We start from the raw sequence: 17,198 nt of genomic DNA, 5'->3' as shown, positions 1-17,198 counted from the left end.
GGCGCAGGTCCCACGAGAGAGCGCAACCCCTCACCCGGAACGCATCTGGCGACGCGTTCCGACCTCTCCCACAAGGGGAGAGGTGGCACTTCCGTTGCGGCGACGGATGCAACTTCATCGTCAACCCGGGAACGTGTAGGCCGTCTTCACCGTGGTGTAGAACTCGCGGGCATAGGCGCCCTGTTCGCGCGCGCCGTAGCTCGAGCCTTTGCGGCCGCCGAACGGCACGTGGTAGTCGACGCCGGCGGTCGGCAGATTGACCATCACCATGCCGGCCTCGCTGCTGCGCTTGTAATGCGAGGCGTATTTCAGGCTTGTGGTGCAGATGCCCGAGGCGAGGCCGAATTCGGTGTCGTTGGAGATCGCCAGCGCCTCCTCATAATCCTTGGCGCGGATCACGCAGGCGACCGGACCGAAGATCTCCTCGCGGGCGATGCGCATCTGGTTGGTCGTCCCGGTGAACAGCGCCGGTTGCAGGTAGAAGCCGGGCGTCTCGCGGTTCAACAGCTCGCCGCCCCAATGCAGGCGGGCGCCCTCGTCCTGGCCGATCTTGATGTAGCGGAGGTCCTGGTCGAGCTGGCTCTGGTCGACCACAGGGCCGACATGCACGCCGCTCTTCAGCGCGTCATCGACCGAAAGCCCCTTCATCCGTTCGGTCATCGCATCGACGAAGCGGTCGTGAATGCCCGCGGTGACGATCAGGCGCGACGACGCCGTGCAGCGCTGGCCGGTCGAGAAATAGGCGCCGTTGATTGCGACTTCGACCGCGACCTTGACGTCGGCGTCGTCGAGCACGACCAGCGGATTCTTGCCGCCCATCTCGAGCTGGAACTTCTTCATCGGATTGGAGAGCACGCAGGCCTGCGCGATCTTGCGGCCGGTCTGCACCGAGCCGGTGAAGGAGATCGCGGCGACGTCGGGATGATCCAGCAGCGTCTGGCCCACCACCGAGCCCGAGCCGACCACGAGGTTGAAGACCCCAGCCGGAATCCCGGAGCGCGCGATGATCTCGGACAGCGCATGCGCGGAGCCCGGCACCAGCTCGGCCGGCTTGAACACCACCGTATTGCCGTAGCACAGCGCGGGCGCGATCTTCCAGGCCGGGATGGCGATCGGGAAATTCCAGGGCGTGATCATGCCGACGACGCCGACCGGCTCGCGGGTGATCTCGACGTCGAGGCCCGGGCGCACCGACGCACCCTTCTCGCCCATCAGCCGCAGCGCTTCGCCGGCGAAGAACGCGAAGATTTGTCCAGCGCGCGCCACCTCGCCGATGCCCTCGGGGAGCGTCTTGCCTTCCTCGCGCGCCAGCAGGCGGCCGAGCTCTTCCTTGCGGGCGAGGATCTCGACGGAGATCTTGGTCAGCGCGTCAAAGCGCTCCTGCGGCGTCGAGCGCGCCCAGGCCGGGAAGGCGGCCTTCGCCGCGGCGATCGCCTTCTCGGTCTGCGCCTTGTCGGCCTTGGCGTATTCGCCGACCACGTCCTTGGTGTTGGAGGGGTTGATATCCCGCGTGATGCTGGTTCCGTCGACCCATTCGCCGGCGATGAAGTTCTTCTGGTGAGCGGTCATTGTTCTCTCCAACCTTTTGTTGTTAGCGCACGAGGCAGGGACGCTTGTCGTCGAAGGTCCACCCCTGGATCAGGAACTGCATGGCCAGCGCGTCGTCGCGGGCGCCGAGACCATGCTGCTTGTATAGCGCGTTCGCCGCCTCGATGGCACCGCGATCGAGCTCGATGCCGAGACCCGGCCGATCCGGGATCGCGATCTTGCCGCCCTTGATCTGCAGCGGTTCCTTGGTCAACGCCTGGCCGTCCTGCCAGATCCAGTGGGTGTCGATCGCGGTGACCTTGCCGGGCGCTGCGGCGCCGACATGGGTGAACATCGCCAGCGAAATATCGAAATGGTTGTTGGAGTGCGAACCCCAGGTCAGGCCATTGTCGCGGCAGGTCTGCGCCACCCGCACCGAGCCCTGCATGGTCCAGAAATGCGGATCGGCGAGCGGAATGTCGACCGCCCCGAGCCGCAGCGCATGGGAGAGCTGGCGCCAGTCGGTCGCGATCATGTTGGTCGCGGTCGGCAGCCCCGTAGCGCGGCGGAACTCGGCCATGATCTCGCGGCCGGAGAAGCCGGCCTCGGCGCCGCAGGGGTCCTCGGCATAGGCGAGCACACTATGCATGTTGCTGCAGAGCCGGATCGCCTCGTCGAGCGACCAGGCGCCGTTCGGATCGAGCGTGACGCGCGCCTTCGGGAAACGCTTTGCGATTGCCGTGACAGCCTCGATCTCCTCTTCGCCGGCGAGCACGCCGCCCTTGAGCTTGAAATCGGCGAAGCCGTAATGCGCCTGCGTCGCTTCGGCGAGGCGCACGATCGCCTCCGGCGTCATCGCCACCTGATGGCGCAGATTGAACCAGTCGGGCTTGCCGGTCTCGCCCTCGACATAGGGAAGGCTGGTCTTCCTGCGGTCGCCGACGAAGAAGAGATAGCCGAGCGTCTCGACATCTGCGCGCTGCTGGCCTTCGCCGAGCAGCGCTGCGACCGGGAGATTGAGATGCTGGCCGAGCAGATCGAGCAGCGCGGACTCCACCGCGGTGACCGCGTGGATGGTGACGCGAAGGTCGAAGGTCTGCTTGCCGCGGCCGCCGGCGTCGCGGTCGGCGAAGGCCTGGCGCATCGAGGCCAGGATGTTGTTGCAGGCGCCGATGGTCTGGCCGACGACGAGGTCGCGGGCATCTTCCAGCGTCTTCCTGATCTTCTCGCCGCCCGGCACCTCGCCGACGCCGGTGTGGCCGGAATTGTCGGTGAGGATGACGAGGTTGCGGGTGAAGAACGGCGCGTGCGCGCCGCTCAGATTGAGAAGCATGCCATCGCGGCCGGCAACCGGAATCACCTCCATCGCCGTGACGACGGGGGCGCCGGCAAAGCCGGTGCGGATCGTGTCTTGAATCATCTGCTCCTCCCTTTGTCGTTTGCCGCTTGGCTTATTCTGCCGCCTGCTGCGTCGCGGCTTGCGGCAGCTTCGCCACCAGCGCCGCGAGCTCGGCGATCTCCTGCTCAGTGAGATCGGTGAGCGGCGGGCGCACCGGGCCGGAATCGCGGCCGATCACCTTCATGCCGGCCTTGATGATCGACACTGCATAGCCCTTCTTGCGGTTGCGTATCGCGATCAGCGGCAGGATGAAATCCTTCAGTCCTGCATGGATGGTCTGATGATCGCGCCGGCGCACCGCGGCGTAGAACTTGGTGGCGAATTCCGGCACGAAGTTGAACACCGCCGACGAATAGGTCGTGACGCCCATGTCGAGATAGGGCAGCGCGAAGGTTTCCGCGGTCGGCAGGCCGCCGATATAGGTCAGGCGGTCGCCGAGCCTGGTGTAGACGCGGGTCATCAGTTCGATGTCGCCGATGCCGTCTTTGTAGCCGATGAGGTTCGGGCAGCGCTCGCAGAGCCGCGCCAGCGTATCGGGCTGCAGGATCGCGTTGTCGCGGTTGTAGACGATGACACCGATCTTGACCGACGAACACACCGCCTCGACATGGGCGGCGAGGCCGTCCTGCTCGGCATGCGTGAGGTAGGGCGGCAGCAGCAAGAGGCCATCGGCGCCGGCTTTCTCGGCGCCAACGGCGATCTCGCGCGCGATCGCGGTGCCGTAGCCGGTGCCGGCCAGCACGGGAACGCGGCCCTTGGTCTCGTCGACCGCGATCTTCACGACGTGCGGAACTTCAGCCGGCGTCAGCGAGAAGAACTCGCCGGTGCCGCCGGCGGCGAACAGGCCGGCGACGTCATAGCCGCACAGCCAGTCCATGTTGGCGCGATAGGTCGCCTCGTCGAACGAGTAATCTGCGTTGAACGGGGTCACGGGAAAAGACAGGAGGCCGCCGCCGATTCTCGCGGCCATCTCCCGAGGGGTCATCTTGCTCATGGCGCCACTCCTTGAACGCTGTTGGGATAGGGATGCGCGAGCAGCGCGCGTCCATGGCGGAGTTTCTAGGAAATGCTTCGATGCGCGTCCAAGCCAAACGCGGTATCGAGCGATGCTAACTCTGCATCAATCGCCGCGCAGCTGCGGCGCCGCGATTTCGGTTGCGATCTCGATCAATGACGGCAGCAGCTGGTTCTCGTGATCGCGCCGCCACACCATGAACAGCTCGACCGGCACCGGCGTGCGCAGCTTGAGCGGCTTCAGCTTGACGTCAGCGATCTTCAGGCTGGCGGCGGCCTCCGGCACGATCGCGATGCCGAGCCCGGCGCGCACCATCGCGAGGATCGAGTGGATCTGACTGAGATGCTGCACATAGCGCGGCAGTACGTCGGCGCGGGTGAACATCGACACCAGGAGGTCGTGGAAGTAGCGCGCCTCATAGGGCGAATACATCACGAACGGCTGGTCGTCGAAATCCTTGATGCTGATGGTCTCGACTGCTGCCAGCGGATGCTTCTTCGGGATCGCGGCGAGCAGCGGCTCGGCCACCACGCGCCGGCTTGCGAATTCCGGCCGCGCAATCGGCGGGCGCAACAGGCCGGCATCGATCTGGCCGGTCGTCAGCGCCTCGAACTGATCGCCGGAGACCATCTCCTTCAGCGAAAAATCCACCTCAGGCAGGCGGGAGCGGGCGGCCGCGATCAAATCGGGCAGGAAGCCGTAGGCGGCCGCCGCCGTGAAGCCGATCTTGAGCGAGCCGGTCTTGCCGAGCGCGATGCGGCGCGCGACTTGCGAGGCGGATTCCGCGAGCTTCAGGATACGCCGCGCCTCGGGCAGGAAGCTGCGTCCCGCCGGGGTCAGCCGCACCGAGCGGCTGGTGCGTTCCAGCAGCGGCGCGTCAATGATGTGCTCGAGCACCTGGATCTGCCGGCTCAGCGGCGGCTGGGTCATGTTGAGCCGCGCGGCGGCGCGGCCGAAGTGCAGTTCTTCGGCCACCGTGACGAAACAGCGGAGCTGGCTCAGGTCGAACATCGATGCTAACCCGGAATGGATCGGTCGGGGATTTGTACGTTCTAGCATCGATGCCTCCCACTGGCCAAGAAGACAAACAAGCAGACAGAGACGGCGGCCGAAGCCGCCGTTTTGGGTTTGTACCCAACTCCATCTCCGTCATTGCGAGCCAACGGGTCGCGCGAACGCGCGCCCGATGACAGGCTCCGCGAAGCAATCCATCGCGCGGCATATGCGGAAGCATGGATTGCTTCGTCGCTTCGGCGCAAAATTGCTTTGCAATTTTGTCGCGAGCTCCTCGCAATGACGGGTCGATAGACATGGGCGGCCTGGCTCAGGCCGCCTTCAGCTGCACCCGCTTGATCTCGCCGACGATGAACAGATAGGCGATCGCCGCGACCAGCGCGTTGGCGCCGACGAACACCAGCGCGCCGTTGAACGAGCCGGTGGCGGCCAGGATGTAGCCGATGATGATCGGCGTCGTGATCGACGACAGATTGCCGAAGGTGTTGAACAGCCCGCCGGAGACACCGCCGGCCTCCTTCGGCGAGGTGTCGGAGACCACGGCCCAGCCGAGCGCGCCGATGCCCTTGCCGAAGAAGGCGAGCGCCATGAAGCCGATCACCAGCGCCTGGCTGTCGACATAGTTGCAGCCAATGATCACCATCGACAGCAGCATGCCGCCGACGATCGGGATCTTGCGCGCCATGGTCAGCGACCCGGTGCGGCGCAGGATGTAATCCGAAATGACGCCGCCAAGCACGCCGCCGATGAAGCCGCACAGCGCCGGCAAGGTCGCGACGAAACCGGCCTGCAGGATCGAGAGCCCGCGCTCCTTCACCAGGTAGACCGGGAACCAGGTCAGGAAGAAATAGGTCAGCGTGTTGATGCAGTACTGGCCGATATAGACGCCGAGCATCATGCGGTTGGCGAGCAGCTGGCGGATGTGGTCCCAGCGCGGGCCGCTGTCCTGTGCCTTGCTGTCCTTCGCCGCATCCATGTCGACCAGGGCGCCGCCCTGCTTGATGTAGTCGAACTCGGCCTCGTTGATCCCAGGATGATCCTTCGGTTCGTAGATCGTCTTGATCCAGACGATCCCCATGATGATACCGAGCCCGCCCATCACGTAGAACACGCGGCTCCAGCCATGCTCATGCGCGATCCAGCCCATCAGCGGCGCGAAGATCACGGTCGCGAAATACTGCCCTGAATTGAAGAAGGCCGATGCGGTGCCGCGCTCATTGCCCGGGAACCAGGCCGCGACGATGCGCGCATTGGCCGGGAATGACGGCGCCTCGGCAATGCCGACCAGGAAGCGCAGCGCGAACAGCACGACGACGGCGGTTCCCGCGGCCAGGAATCCGACCATGCCCTGCATCGCGGTGAGCATCGACCAGACGATGATGCTGATCGCATAGACCCATTTGGAGCCGTAGCGGTCGAGCAGCCAGCCGCACGGCACCTGCGCGATCACATAGGACCAGCCGAAGGCCGAGAACACGTAACCCATCGCGACCGGGTCGAGATGCAGTTCCTTGGAGAGGGCGGGACCGGCGATCGAGAGCGTGGCGCGATCGGCGTAGTTCACGGTGGTGACGAGAAACAGCATCGTCACGATCAACAGCCGGACGCGGGATCGCCGCGCATCCGTGGCGGACACAATTGCGCTCATTCGCGCCTCCTTGGAAATTTCCTCGGGGTCTGTCCTAGAGAGATGACGACAATGGGTCCAAGCCGAAACGGGTATTGATCCATACCGATTTTGAATGGATCGGCCTGGTGTCATTCCACCTTTGGGCTCGCACCTCAGGATGACGTCTTGCCAAGGTTGATCAATTAATGTACTAGTAGTACAGTTATTGAAGGGGCGACGCCGCGCCCTGCCGATCGAGGTCGGACGCATATGACCACGCCACGCGACTATGAGGTGTTCGAGGCAGGCAAGGTAGCCTTGCAGGGCGGCGCGGTGTTTCCGCAGCTTGCGCTCGCCTACAAGACCTACGGCACGCTGAACGCGGCCAGGGACAACGTCATCCTCTATCCGACGTCGTTCGCTGCGCAACATTACGATATCGAATGGCTGGTGCAGCCGGGCGGGGCGCTCGATCCCGGGCGCTATTTCATCATCATTGCGAACCTGTTCGGCAACGGCCTGTCATCCTCGCCGTCGAATTCGAGCGAGGTGCTCGGCGGCGCACCGTTTCCGGCCTTCACCTTTCATGATGCGGTCGCCATCCAGCGGCGGTTGCTGGTCGAACGATTTGGCGTGACCAGGCTCGCGCTGGTCTATGGCTGGTCGATGGGCGGCATGCAGGCCTATCACTGGGCCGCCCGTTATCCCGACATGGTGGAGCGTGCGGCGGTGGTGTGCGGCAGCGCAAGGTGCTCGCCTTACAACTATGTGTTTCTCGAAGGCGTGAAGGCCGCGCTGACCGCCGATCCCGCCTACCGGGATGGCCGCTTTGTCAGCAAGCCGGCCGCGGGCCTGCGCGCGATGGGACGCGTCTATGCCGGCTGGGCGATGTCGCATGAATTCTACCGCGAGGAAGTCTGGCGCAAGGCCGGCTTCAACTCGCTGGAAGACTACCTCGCGGGATCATGGGACGGCGCCTTCGCGCGGCGCGATGCCAATGATCTGCTGGCGCAAATCGCGATCTGGCAGGCCGGCGACATCAGCGGCTGCGACGAATTCGGCGGCGACTTCGACCAGGCGCTGGCGGCAATCAAGGCGCATGTCCTGCTGATGCCGGGACGTACCGACCGCTATTTCGACCCGCGCGACAACGCGGATGAACTCGGCCGTCTGGTCAATGCGCGCTCCGCGGCGCTGCACCCGATCCCCTCGATCCACGGGCATCGTGCCGGCAATCCGATCAACAACGCCGAAGACCGCGCCTTCATCAATGCCGAGATCTCGGCGCTGTTGCAACGCTGACAGGTGAGACGACCATGAGCACCACAGAGACCAGTGATTCCGGACCGCGCCTCAAGCCGCTCAGCCCGCTGACCCTGCGCGACCTGTCGACCAAGTCGAATCTTCCTGGCGCCGTGCGCGCGGCAAGCCATTACGGGATGATTGTGATTGTCGGCGCGCTGATCTCTTTGGTTTCGTCGCGCTACGGCCTGCCATGGGCGCTGCCGCTGATCGCCATCCAGGGTTACTTCGTCGCGTTCCTGTTCATGGTGGTGCACGAGACCGCGCACAAGACCGCGTTCCGCAGTCATGCCCTCAATCTTGCCGTCGGCAATCTCTCCGCCTTCATGATCGGATTGCCCTATCAATATTACTGCCTGTTTCACTGGGACCATCATCGCTATACGCAGGATCCGGAGAAGGACCCGGAGCTGATCGTCGGCCCCAAACCCGCGTCCGACACCCAGCTCGCGATCGCCTATTCGGGACTGCTGCAGGTCTTGGTCCGCATTCGTCTGATGTTGCGGCATGCCCTCACCGGACAGGTGATCGTACCGTGGATTCCGGCGCACAAGCGCGCCGCGATCGTGCTGGAGGCAAGGCTCTATCTCGCCGGTTACCTGCTGTTGCTCGTCGCATCGCTCGCGCTGCACAGTGCGATCCTGCTCTGGGCCTGGATCGTGCCGCTGCTGGCCGGTCAGCTCATCCTGCGTCCCTATCTCTATGCCGAGCATACCGGTTGCGAGCGGACGCGGAGTGCGTTTGAGAACACGCGGACCACGATGACCGGCCGGATCATGAAATGGTTCGCCTGGAACATGCCCTATCATGTCGAGCACCACGCCTATCCGACGGTGCCGTTCCATGCGTTGCCGAAGCTGAATGCGATCGTCGATGGCCACATCGTGTATCGCGGCAGCAACTACCGCGCGGTGACGCGCGAGACCTGGGCCTGGTTTCGTCGTCAGCGGCAGCGCTCGGCCTAAGCGTCGGCGCGCGGGCGCAGCACCAGATTGACGAGATTGCGGGCATAGGCCGGTGTCAGCGGCTTGATGCCGAAGACATAGCGATAGAACAGGCTGCCGTAGATCGCGTCATAGATATCGCCGGGTACGCCCGGCGCACCGATGCTGCCGTCCTTCTGGCCGGCGGCGATGATCTCCAGCATCCTGGCGCGGCGAAGACCGAGGTAGCGCTGGTAGAACAGCTCGGCCGCGCCGGTCTTCGAGATGCATTCCGAGATCACCGCGAGCTGCACGCGCCCGAATTCGCCCTGCAACGCCTCGACATAGGTCGCGACATGGCGGCGGATGCGGGCCACCGGATTGCCCGCCTCGGGCAGCGGCACGGCCCGCGAGGCCTGGTCGAGGAAGGCATCGATCAGCAAGGCCTCGCGCGACGGCCACCATTTGTAGATCGTCATCTTCGAGACATTGGAGTGTCGGGCGATCGCGTCGATGGTGGTGGCGGCGAGACCGGTGGCCGCCATCAGCGTGTAGGCGCTTTGCAGGATCGCGGCCGTGGTCGCGGCGGAGCGTGGCCGACCACGCCGCCCGGCTGCCGCATCCTCCGTCTCCGCCTTGCCGCCCGCCATGGCCGGATTCGCGTCCTGCGTTTGAATCATCGTTTCATGTATCGGCATAGCATGGAATCGAGCCCTGGATGAGACCAGCGCCGAAACCGGACCATCACAGCGGGACGTGGCGGGCTTGCGCGCCTGCAACCAAAGTCGGATCATGCCGTTGGTAATCGGCATTGGCTTGTGATTCTCGCCGCTCGGCATCGGCCGGCCGGTGGGCAGCAGCGCGAGGACGGCCATGAGTGACCTGCTTCGCATCGCCATCGTGGGTTTCGGCGAGATCGCCGGCCGGCAGCACCTGCCTGCGATCGCGAAGACATCAGGCGCGGCGCTGGTTGCGGTGGTCGATCCGGTGAAGACCCCGCCGGGCCTGCCGCATTTCCGCGATCTGCAGGAATTGTTGCGCGATGGGCCGGAGATCGACGCGGTCGCGCTGTGCACACCGCCGCAGGCGCGTCGTGCGCTGGCCGCTGCTGCGCTCGCCGCGGGCAAGCATGTGCTGCTGGAGAAGCCGCCGGGCGCCACGGTGAGCGAGCTCACGCCGTTGATCGCGGCCGCGCATGAGGCAAACAGGACATTATTCGCGACGTGGCATTCGCGCTACGCACCCGCGGTGGGTCCGGCGCGAAAATTGCTCGCCGGACGCACGATCAGCAAGGTCACCATCATCTGGAAGGAAGACATCCGCGTCTGGCATCCCGGCCAGGCGTGGATCTTCGAGCCGGGTGGCTTCGGCGTGTTCGATCCCGGCATCAACGCGCTATCGATCCTGACCGAGATCCTGCCGTGTCAGGTCTTTGTCAAAAGTGCGGTGCTGGACTTTCCGGCCAATCGGGAGACGCCGATTGCAGCAGCGATCGAACTGTCCGATGCGAACGGCTTGCCGATCCACGCCGAATTCGATTTTCGCCAGAGCGGGCCGCCGAGCTGGGACATCTTGTGCGAGACCGAGAACGGGCCCGTGATGCTGTCGAAAGGCGGACGGCAGCTGCGCGATGGCAACAGGTTGATGGTCGATGCCACCGACGAGGAATATCCCGCGCTGTACCGCCGTTTTGTCGCGCTGACGTCGGACGGAAAATCCGACGTCGACCTCGCACCCTTGCGGCTCGCCGCCGATAGCTTCATGCTGGGGCGACGGCGCCTCGTCGAGGCGTTCGAGGACTGACAATGACATCAGCCAGCATTGCTCGCGCGCCATTCGGCAAGTTGCACGACGGCACCGTGGTCGAACGCGTGACGTTGCGCAGCGAACACGGCTTTGAAGCCGCCATCCTTCCATTCGGCGCCACGCTGCAAGCGCTGCTCACGCCCGATCGCGACGGGCATTGCGACGACATCGTGCTGGGCCACGACGAGCTCGACGGTTACCTCGCGCAGCGTAAATTCTTCGGCGCGACGATCGGGCGCTATGCCAACCGGATCGCCGGCGGGAGCTTCGTGCTCGATGGCGAGACGGTGAATCTCGAGGCCAACAACGGCCCCAACGCGCTGCATGGCGGGCCGCAGGGCTTTGATCGCAAGCTGTGGCGGATCGTCGAACTGTCAGATGAACCGGGGCCGACGCTGGTGCTGGAGCGAGAAAGTCCGCATGGCGAAGAGCGCTATCGGGGTACTCTCGCGACGCGGGTGACCTACAGCGTGCGCAGTCCGATGGAACTCGCGGTCACCTATGAGGCGACCACCGACCGGCCGACATACGTGAACCTCACCAATCACAGCTTCTTCAATCTCGACGGCGCGCGCGCTGGGCGACAGATCCTCGATCACCGGCTGACGATCGCCTCCGATCATTTCCTCGCCGTGGACGCCACCGCGATCCCGCTGCCGGGTCCGCCGCGGCCGGTCGACGGCACGCCGTTCGACTTCCGCAAGCCAACGGCGATCGGCGCGCGGATCAGGATGAACGACGAGCAGCTGCGGCTCGGGCGCGGCTACGACCACAATTTCTGCCTGGCTTCGGGGACGGACCTTCGCTTTGCCGCGCGCCTCGAGGCGCCGCACAGCGGCCGCGTGATGGAGCTGTTCACTGATCAGCCGGGATTGCAGTTCTATTCCGGCAACTTCCTCGACGGTTCCACCGCCGGCAAGGGCGATCGGCTGTACCGGCAATCCGACGCACTGTGTCTCGAGCCGCACGCCTGGCCGGATACGCCGAACCGGCCTGACTTTCCGTCGGCGCGACTCGATCCCGGACAGGTCTACCGGCGCAGCATCGTCTACCGTTTTTCAACCGTGTGAGTGACGCAATGACCGACCGTGCCGCCGAGCCGCTGATGGAAGAGGTGCCGACATCCGTGCTGTCGGCCGAGCGTTGTCATCTCGGCGAAGGCCCGACCTATGACGCATCGACCGATACCGCCTGGTGGTTCGACATCCGCGAGCGTCGCCTGTTCGAGCATCGCTTTGCAGATGGCCGCACAATCATTCACGCGCTGCCGAAGATGGCGAGCGCGTTGGCGCGGATCGATGGCGAGCGGCAGCTGATCCTGACCGAGAATGGGCTCTACGTCCGGCAGGTCGCCGACGGACGCCTGGAGCTGTTTGCCGCGCTGGAGGCCGACAATCCGGTGACGCGCTCCAACGATGCACGCGTGCATCCGTCGGGCACCTTCTGGCTCGGCACCATGGGGCGCCAGGCCGAGCAGGGCGCCGGCGCGATCTATGCACTGCATAAGGGGCGCGTCACGCGGCTTTATCCCGCGATCACGATCCCGAATGCGATCTGCTTTTCGCCCGCGGGCGACGTCGGCTATTTCGCCGACACCGCGACCAACGTCCTGCATCGTGTGCCGCTCGATCCAGCCACGGGATTGCCGACGGGCGAGCCGATCGACTTGATCAGACATCAAGGCGTCGGCGGCCTCGACGGCGCGATCGTCGACGCCGACGGCATGATCTGGAATGCGCGCTGGGGCGGCGGCTGCGTCGATGTCTACGATCCCGGCGGCCGGCATCTGCGCTCGCTGAAGGTGCCGGCGCGGCAATCGAGTTGCCCGGCCTTTGTCGGCCGCGATTTCTCACGCGTGCTGGTCACCTCGGCCTGGCAGGACATGGACGAGGCGCAGCGCGCGGCCGATCCCGGACACGGCCAGACCTTTCTGCTTGATGCGGTGGCACGCGGCCGGGCCGAGCCTGACGTCAAATTGGCCTGATCGTTGGCTTGCAGCCGCCTTGTTGACGTGACCTGAATATTTGGACGATAGTACAAATATGGTCCGCAAGCCCGCCAAATCCAACGTCAAGGCCGTCAGCACGCGCAAGCCGAACATGCGCGAAGCGATCCTCGCCGCGGCGGAGGAGTTGTTCTCGACCTACGGCTTCAACGCCGTCTCGGTGCGCGACATCGCGCAGGCCGCCGGCGCCAATCCCGGCAGCGTGACCTATCACTTCAAGACCAAGGACGGACTGCTGCTGGAGATCTATCGGCGTCATTGCGGCCCGATGAACCGGCGGCGCTCCGAGCTATTGGCGGCGGCGCGGCGGGTGCGCGACCTGCAGGACCGGCTGGAGGCGATCGTGCGCGCCTACGTGCTGCCGGCCTTCACCTCGGGCAGCGACCTCGCCGGCGGCGGCACGCGCTTCACGCGGTTGCGCGCGATCATGTCGGCGGAGGGCAACGAGGTGGTGCGCAAGATCATCGCGCAGACCTTCGACGACACCAGCCACGCCTTCATCGATGCGATCCACGAAAGTTTGCCGCATATTCCGCGGACCGACCTGGTCTGGCGCGGCCACTTCCTGCTCGGCGCGCTCTACTACACGCTGGTGACGCCGGAGCGCGTGTCGCGCCTGTCGCGCGGCAGTGCCGACGGCACCGATGCCGGCCATGCCATCGAGGAGCTGGTGCGAGCAACCGTCGCCGCGCTGCAAGCCGCGCCGCTCGATCCGGCGACGCCCGCGCCGCGCAAGGCGCCGGGCTTTGCTCCAGGACGAGCGCTGACCTGACCCCGCGGAGTTCGTCGCCATGGAGAAACCTCGGCTGCGCACGGTGCTTGGCAATCACCCGCACATCCAGGCGGTGAAGCGCGGTGAGCTGCGCTCGAATCTGTTCGACCTCGACTTCACCGAATTCACGCCGACTAATGCCGCGTTCAAGCCGATGGTGCGCGAGCAGGCGTTCGACGTCTGCGAGATGGCGATCGTGACCTATCTGATGGCAAGGGCCTACGGCAAGCCGCTGGCGCTGCTGCCGGCGGCGATGGTCGGCCGCTTCCAGCACGGCTACGCGCTTTGTCGCGCGGATCGCGGCACGCTTGCGCCAGCCGATCTCGAAGGCAAGCGGGTCGGTATCCGCTCGTTCGCGACCACGACCGGAGCGTGGATGCGCGGCATCCTCGCCAACGACCATGGCGTCAACCTCGACAGGATCAATTGGGTGACCTTCGAGGACCCGCATGTCATCGAATATGTCGACCGCACCGAGCGCGCCCCGAAGGGAAGCAGCATCATCCAGATGCTCAGGGATGGCGACCTCGACGCCGTGCTGGGCGAGACCTCGAATGATCCGGCGCTCAAGCCATTGTTCGCCGATCCGGCGGCAGAGGCGACGCGGTGGTACGCGCGGCATGGCGTCGTGCCGGTCAACCATCTGGTGGTGGTGACCGAACAGCTCGCGACGTCGCGGCCCGATGTGGTGCGGGGCCTCTACGATCTCCTCAAGCGCAGCAAGGCAGAGGCTGGACCGCCTGGCGTGCCGGACATGGTGCCGTTCGGCGTCGAGGCAAACCGCAAGCCGCTTGAACGGATGATCGACTATTGCGCCCAGCAGGCGTTGATCCCGCGGCGCGTCACGGTCGACGAGCTGTTCGACGACACAACACGGGACTTGAACTGATGACCACCTCCAGCGATCCGCGGCAATGGCAGATCGGCATGCTCGGCTATGGCGAGGTCGGCCGCATCCTTGCCGAAGATCTACGCCAGCAGAGCATCAACGTCGCAGCCTACGATATCAAGCTCGACCGCGGGCAGGGGGCGCCGCTGCGCGCACACGCGGCGGAGATCGGCGTCGTGCTTGCGGAATCGCATGCCGAGCTTGCGGCGCGGGCCGATTTCATCATCTCGGCGGTGACGGCGAGCCAGGCGGTGCCGGTGGCCGAGGCCTGCGCGCCCGCAATCCGGAACGGGGCCTGGTTCCTGGATTTCAACTCGGCCTCGCCTGGCGCCAAGCAGCGCGCGGCGGCGCACATCGATGGCGCCGGCGGCCGCTATGTCGAGGGCGCGGTGATGACCTCGCTGCCGCCGTACCGGATCAAGGTGCCGCTGCTGCTCGGCGGCCAGGGCGCACGCGAGCTGGCGCCGCTGCTGGTCGCGCTCGGCTTCGCGGCGAAGGTTGCGAGCGACGAACTCGGCGTGTCCTCGGCGGTCAAGATGTGCCGCAGCATCATGATCAAGGGCCTGGAAGCGATGGTGATCGAGAGTTTCACCACCGCCCGCGCCTATGGCGTCGAGGACGCGGTGCTGGCCTCGCTCAAGGAGACCTTTCCTGGCATCGACTGGGAGAAGCAGGGCGCCTATTTCTTCCAGCGGGTGATCGAGCACGGCCGCCGGCGCGCCGAGGAGGTGCGCGAGGTGGCGGAGACCGTGCGCGAGGCCGGGCTGACGCCATGGTCCGCCTCCGGGACCGCCGAGCGGCAGGGCTGGATCGCCGATCTTGCCGACGAGGGCGTGTTCGGACGCGAGGGCACCGCGGACTTCGCCCGCAGCGCCGATTGGCGGACCGAGGCCGACCGGATTCTCGCGCGCATTAAATCCTGAGCAGGGCACGCGGAGAATCCGCCGCGTTCCCTGCCGCCGCGCAATGCGCTATTGCTCCGTGAACAGTTTTGTTTTGGAGGCACTCCCATGAAGAATTCCGGCAAGGTCGTCGCCATCACCGGCGCGGCGCGCGGCATCGGCAAGGCCTGCGCCGCGCGCTTCCTGGCCGATGGCGCCAGGGTCGTCATCTCGGACGTCGATGCCGCCGGGCTGGTCCACACCGCCCAGGAACTCGGACATGTCGATCAGCTGCGGGCCGTCGAAGCCGACGTCAGCAAGCGCGCCGATGTCGATCGCATCGTCGCCACTGCGGTGAAGGAGTTCGGCCGGCTCGACGTCATGGTCAACAATGCCGGCGTCGCGCGCAACCGCGATTTCCTCGACATCACCGAGGCCGAGTTCGACGACGTGATGGGGATCAACCTGAAGGGCGCATTCTTCGGCGTGCAGGCCGCGGCGCGCCAGATGATCGCGCAAGGCGGTGGCGGCGTCGTCGTCAACATGTCCTCGGTCAATGCGCTGCTCGCGATCCCCTCGCTTGCGACCTACGCGATGTCCAAGGGCGCGATGAAGCAGCTCACCTCGGTGGCCGCCGTGGCGCTGGCGCCGCACGGCATTCGCGTCGTGGCAGTCGGGCCCGGCACGATCCTGACCGAGATGGTGGCAACCGCGATCTTCTCGTCGGAGGACGCACGGCGCAGCGTGCTGTCGCGCACCCCGGCCGGCCGCTGCGGCGAGCCGAGCGAGGTCGCCTCTGTCGTTGCATTCCTCGCCAGCGACGATGCCTCGTACATCACCGGCCAGACCATCTATCCGGACGGCGGGCGGTTGATCCTCAACTACACGGTGCCGGTCCACGACAAGAAGTAGGGCGCTGCCAAAATATCGAAAACAACCTCATGCAAAGTAGCGGCCGGCGGGCCGGCGGTCGACCAGGGGACTTGACGCGTCGGGCAACTCAGGGGTATTCTTCTAATATTCCGAAATCATGCAGCAGGCGTCCTCATCCGCATCTGTCATCGCCCGGTTTAACCGGGCGATGACCGTTTGTTGCGTGGCTGCAGCGTCGTGCGCTCCGATCCGGTACGACGCGCAGCCAGGCCGTAGCCGCCACCGTATCCTGCGCTGTCATCACCCGCGAAAGCATGCGCAGGTGATGACACCGGATAGCTAGCGGCCCTTGAACTGCGGCTTGCGCTTTTCCATGAAGGCGTTGCGGCCCTCGCGGAAATCCGCGCTGTCCATGCAGTCGATGCCGATCTGCTTGATCGCGGCCATGTCGCGATCGGCGGGGTCCTTCAGCACCTGCGCGATGGTGATCTTGGCGGCCTTGATCGCCAGCGGCGCATTGCCCGAGATGGTGCGCGCGATCTCCATGGTCGCGTCCCAGAGCTCGGCATCCGGCAGCACGCGATCGACGAGGCCGATCCGCAGCGCTTCCGCGGAGTCGATCCGCATGCCGGTATACATGATCAGCCGCGCCCAGGACGGGCCGACCAGCGACACCAGATGGCGCAGCCCGTCATAGCCATAGGCGATGCCGAGCTTGGCGGCGGGAATGCCGAATTGGCCGCTGGCGCCGGAGATGCGGATATCGGTCAGCATCGCGACCTGCATGCCGCCGCCGAGACAGAAGCCGCGGATGCAGGCAATCGTCGGCTTCGGGTAATCGGCGAGCAAAGCGCGCTGGGCGGCGCTGCGCCGTGAATATTCCTCGGAGGCCTCGGCGTTGTGTCTCGTCTTCTCGAACTGGCTGATATCGGCGCCCGACACGAAGGCCTTGTCGCCGGCGCCGACCAGGATCACGACGCGGACGGCCGGATCGTCGCGCAGCGCGATCAACGCCTCGCCGAGCCCTTCCCACATCTCCAGCGACATCGCATTGCGCTTGCCGGGATTGTTGAAGGTGATGACGCCGACGCCGCCGACCACGCTTTGCAGGATCTTGCCGTCGGCGAGCGACTTCTCTGAGATGTTGGTCATATGAGGGTCCAGTCTGATTTCGGCCAACGCT

General features: G+C 65.5%; 16 protein-coding genes. 9 read left to right on the top strand and 7 right to left on the bottom strand.

Going from position 1 to position 17,198, the window contains the following annotated elements; translation table 11 throughout:
* Nucleotides 1-120: 120 nt before the first annotated feature.
* The 5 genes from AC628_RS16925 to AC628_RS16905 form a co-directional block, all read right to left on the bottom strand.
* On the bottom strand, nucleotides 121-1,569 hold the full coding sequence (locus AC628_RS16925) for an aldehyde dehydrogenase family protein (RefSeq protein ID WP_074127924.1): 1,449 nt from the start codon (nucleotides 1,567-1,569) through the stop codon (nucleotides 121-123).
* A 22-nt stretch (nucleotides 1,570-1,591) separates the two neighbouring features.
* The gene (gene gudD / locus AC628_RS16920; protein ID WP_074127923.1) at nucleotides 1,592-2,947 is read right to left on the bottom strand and encodes a glucarate dehydratase; all 1,356 of its coding nucleotides are present in this window, start codon (nucleotides 2,945-2,947) and stop codon (nucleotides 1,592-1,594) included.
* Nucleotides 2,948-2,978: 31 nt separating this feature from the next.
* Entirely contained in the window at nucleotides 2,979-3,920 is a 942-nt protein-coding gene (gene kdgD / locus AC628_RS16915) for a 5-dehydro-4-deoxyglucarate dehydratase (protein ID WP_074127922.1), read from the bottom strand.
* Nucleotides 3,921-4,046: 126 nt separating this feature from the next.
* Nucleotides 4,047-4,952, bottom strand: coding sequence for a LysR family transcriptional regulator (locus AC628_RS16910; RefSeq protein ID WP_074127921.1), 906 nt, complete (start codon nucleotides 4,950-4,952; stop codon nucleotides 4,047-4,049).
* 313 nt (nucleotides 4,953-5,265) lie between these two features.
* The gene (locus AC628_RS16905) at nucleotides 5,266-6,603 is read right to left on the bottom strand and encodes an MFS transporter (protein WP_074127920.1); all 1,338 of its coding nucleotides are present in this window, start codon (nucleotides 6,601-6,603) and stop codon (nucleotides 5,266-5,268) included.
* A gap of 231 nt (nucleotides 6,604-6,834) precedes the next feature.
* On the opposite strand from AC628_RS16905, the gene AC628_RS16900 reads away from it, so the two are divergent.
* On the top strand, nucleotides 6,835-7,866 hold the full coding sequence (locus tag AC628_RS16900; RefSeq protein ID WP_074127919.1) for an alpha/beta fold hydrolase: 1,032 nt from the start codon (nucleotides 6,835-6,837) through the stop codon (nucleotides 7,864-7,866).
* Between the two features lie 14 nt (nucleotides 7,867-7,880).
* Entirely contained in the window at nucleotides 7,881-8,831 is a 951-nt protein-coding gene (locus AC628_RS16895; RefSeq protein ID WP_074127918.1) for a fatty acid desaturase, read from the top strand.
* Here the strand turns inward: AC628_RS16895 and AC628_RS16890 are convergent.
* Entirely contained in the window at nucleotides 8,828-9,439 is a 612-nt protein-coding gene (locus AC628_RS16890) for a TetR/AcrR family transcriptional regulator (protein ID WP_074127940.1), read from the bottom strand. The two genes, AC628_RS16895 and AC628_RS16890, sit on opposite strands and share 4 nt — an antisense overlap.
* Nucleotides 9,440-9,662: 223 nt before the next feature.
* Here AC628_RS16890 and AC628_RS16885 point away from each other — a divergent pair, with 223 nt between their 5' ends.
* The 7 genes from AC628_RS16885 to AC628_RS16855 all read left to right on the top strand — a co-directional run bounded on the left by AC628_RS16885 (nucleotide 9,663) and on the right by AC628_RS16855 (nucleotide 16,054).
* A complete protein-coding gene (locus tag AC628_RS16885) occupies nucleotides 9,663-10,592 on the top strand; it encodes a Gfo/Idh/MocA family protein (RefSeq protein ID WP_074127917.1) in 930 nt (309 codons plus the stop codon).
* Nucleotides 10,593-10,594: 2 nt separating this feature from the next.
* The gene (locus tag AC628_RS16880; RefSeq protein ID WP_074127916.1) at nucleotides 10,595-11,665 is read left to right on the top strand and encodes an aldose epimerase family protein; all 1,071 of its coding nucleotides are present in this window, start codon (nucleotides 10,595-10,597) and stop codon (nucleotides 11,663-11,665) included.
* A 35-nt stretch (nucleotides 11,666-11,700) separates the two neighbouring features.
* Entirely contained in the window at nucleotides 11,701-12,579 is an 879-nt protein-coding gene (locus AC628_RS16875; RefSeq protein ID WP_074127939.1) for an SMP-30/gluconolactonase/LRE family protein, read from the top strand.
* 58 nt (nucleotides 12,580-12,637) lie between these two features.
* A complete protein-coding gene (locus tag AC628_RS16870) occupies nucleotides 12,638-13,372 on the top strand; it encodes a TetR/AcrR family transcriptional regulator (protein WP_074127915.1) in 735 nt (244 codons plus the stop codon).
* Nucleotides 13,373-13,391: 19 nt separating this feature from the next.
* Nucleotides 13,392-14,261 carry a substrate-binding domain-containing protein gene (locus AC628_RS16865; RefSeq protein WP_074127914.1) on the top strand — a complete coding sequence of 290 codons (870 nt, stop codon included), beginning with the start codon at nucleotides 13,392-13,394 and terminating at the stop codon, nucleotides 14,259-14,261.
* Nucleotides 14,261-15,184, top strand: coding sequence for a DUF1932 domain-containing protein (locus AC628_RS16860; RefSeq protein WP_074127913.1), 924 nt, complete (start codon nucleotides 14,261-14,263; stop codon nucleotides 15,182-15,184). Before AC628_RS16865 ends, AC628_RS16860 begins: the two co-directional genes overlap by 1 nt.
* 87 nt (nucleotides 15,185-15,271) lie before the next feature.
* Nucleotides 15,272-16,054 carry an SDR family NAD(P)-dependent oxidoreductase gene (locus tag AC628_RS16855; protein WP_074127912.1) on the top strand — a complete coding sequence of 261 codons (783 nt, stop codon included), beginning with the start codon at nucleotides 15,272-15,274 and terminating at the stop codon, nucleotides 16,052-16,054.
* 300 nt (nucleotides 16,055-16,354) lie between these two features.
* On the opposite strand, the gene AC628_RS16850 is transcribed toward AC628_RS16855, so the two are convergent.
* A complete protein-coding gene (locus AC628_RS16850) occupies nucleotides 16,355-17,167 on the bottom strand; it encodes an enoyl-CoA hydratase (RefSeq protein ID WP_074127911.1) in 813 nt (270 codons plus the stop codon).
* Nucleotides 17,168-17,198 lie beyond the last annotated feature (31 nt).

This window comes from Bradyrhizobium sp. NAS96.2 (genome assembly GCF_001908235.1).
Lineage (GTDB): Bacteria > Pseudomonadota > Alphaproteobacteria > Rhizobiales > Xanthobacteraceae > Bradyrhizobium.
Note: the sequence above shows the minus strand (reverse complement) of the source record. Positions and strands in the feature narration are given on the sequence as shown.

Bases quoted from the DNA above. Each gene is read 5' to 3' on its own strand.
- gudD (WP_074127923.1), bottom strand. From the start codon at position 2,947: ATGATTCAAGACACGATCCGCACCGGCTTTGCCGGCGCCCCCGTCGTC.
- AC628_RS16850 (WP_074127911.1), bottom strand. From the start codon at position 17,167: ATGACCAACATCTCAGAGAAGTCGCTCGCCGACGGCAAGATCCTGCAA.
- AC628_RS16855 (WP_074127912.1), top strand. From the start codon at position 15,272: ATGAAGAATTCCGGCAAGGTCGTCGCCATCACCGGCGCGGCGCGCGGC.
- kdgD (WP_074127922.1), bottom strand. From the start codon at position 3,920: ATGAGCAAGATGACCCCTCGGGAGATGGCCGCGAGAATCGGCGGCGGC.
- AC628_RS16890 (WP_074127940.1), bottom strand. From the start codon at position 9,439: ATGGCGGGCGGCAAGGCGGAGACGGAGGATGCGGCAGCCGGGCGGCGT.
- AC628_RS16895 (WP_074127918.1), top strand. From the start codon at position 7,881: ATGAGCACCACAGAGACCAGTGATTCCGGACCGCGCCTCAAGCCGCTC.
- AC628_RS16870 (WP_074127915.1), top strand. From the start codon at position 12,638: ATGGTCCGCAAGCCCGCCAAATCCAACGTCAAGGCCGTCAGCACGCGC.
- AC628_RS16880 (WP_074127916.1), top strand. From the start codon at position 10,595: ATGACATCAGCCAGCATTGCTCGCGCGCCATTCGGCAAGTTGCACGAC.
- AC628_RS16875 (WP_074127939.1), top strand. From the start codon at position 11,701: ATGGAAGAGGTGCCGACATCCGTGCTGTCGGCCGAGCGTTGTCATCTC.
- AC628_RS16860 (WP_074127913.1), top strand. From the start codon at position 14,261: ATGACCACCTCCAGCGATCCGCGGCAATGGCAGATCGGCATGCTCGGC.
- AC628_RS16905 (WP_074127920.1), bottom strand. From the start codon at position 6,603: ATGAGCGCAATTGTGTCCGCCACGGATGCGCGGCGATCCCGCGTCCGG.
- AC628_RS16925 (WP_074127924.1), bottom strand. From the start codon at position 1,569: ATGACCGCTCACCAGAAGAACTTCATCGCCGGCGAATGGGTCGACGGA.
- AC628_RS16885 (WP_074127917.1), top strand. From the start codon at position 9,663: ATGAGTGACCTGCTTCGCATCGCCATCGTGGGTTTCGGCGAGATCGCC.
- AC628_RS16900 (WP_074127919.1), top strand. From the start codon at position 6,835: ATGACCACGCCACGCGACTATGAGGTGTTCGAGGCAGGCAAGGTAGCC.
- AC628_RS16865 (WP_074127914.1), top strand. From the start codon at position 13,392: ATGGAGAAACCTCGGCTGCGCACGGTGCTTGGCAATCACCCGCACATC.
- AC628_RS16910 (WP_074127921.1), bottom strand. From the start codon at position 4,952: ATGTTCGACCTGAGCCAGCTCCGCTGTTTCGTCACGGTGGCCGAAGAA.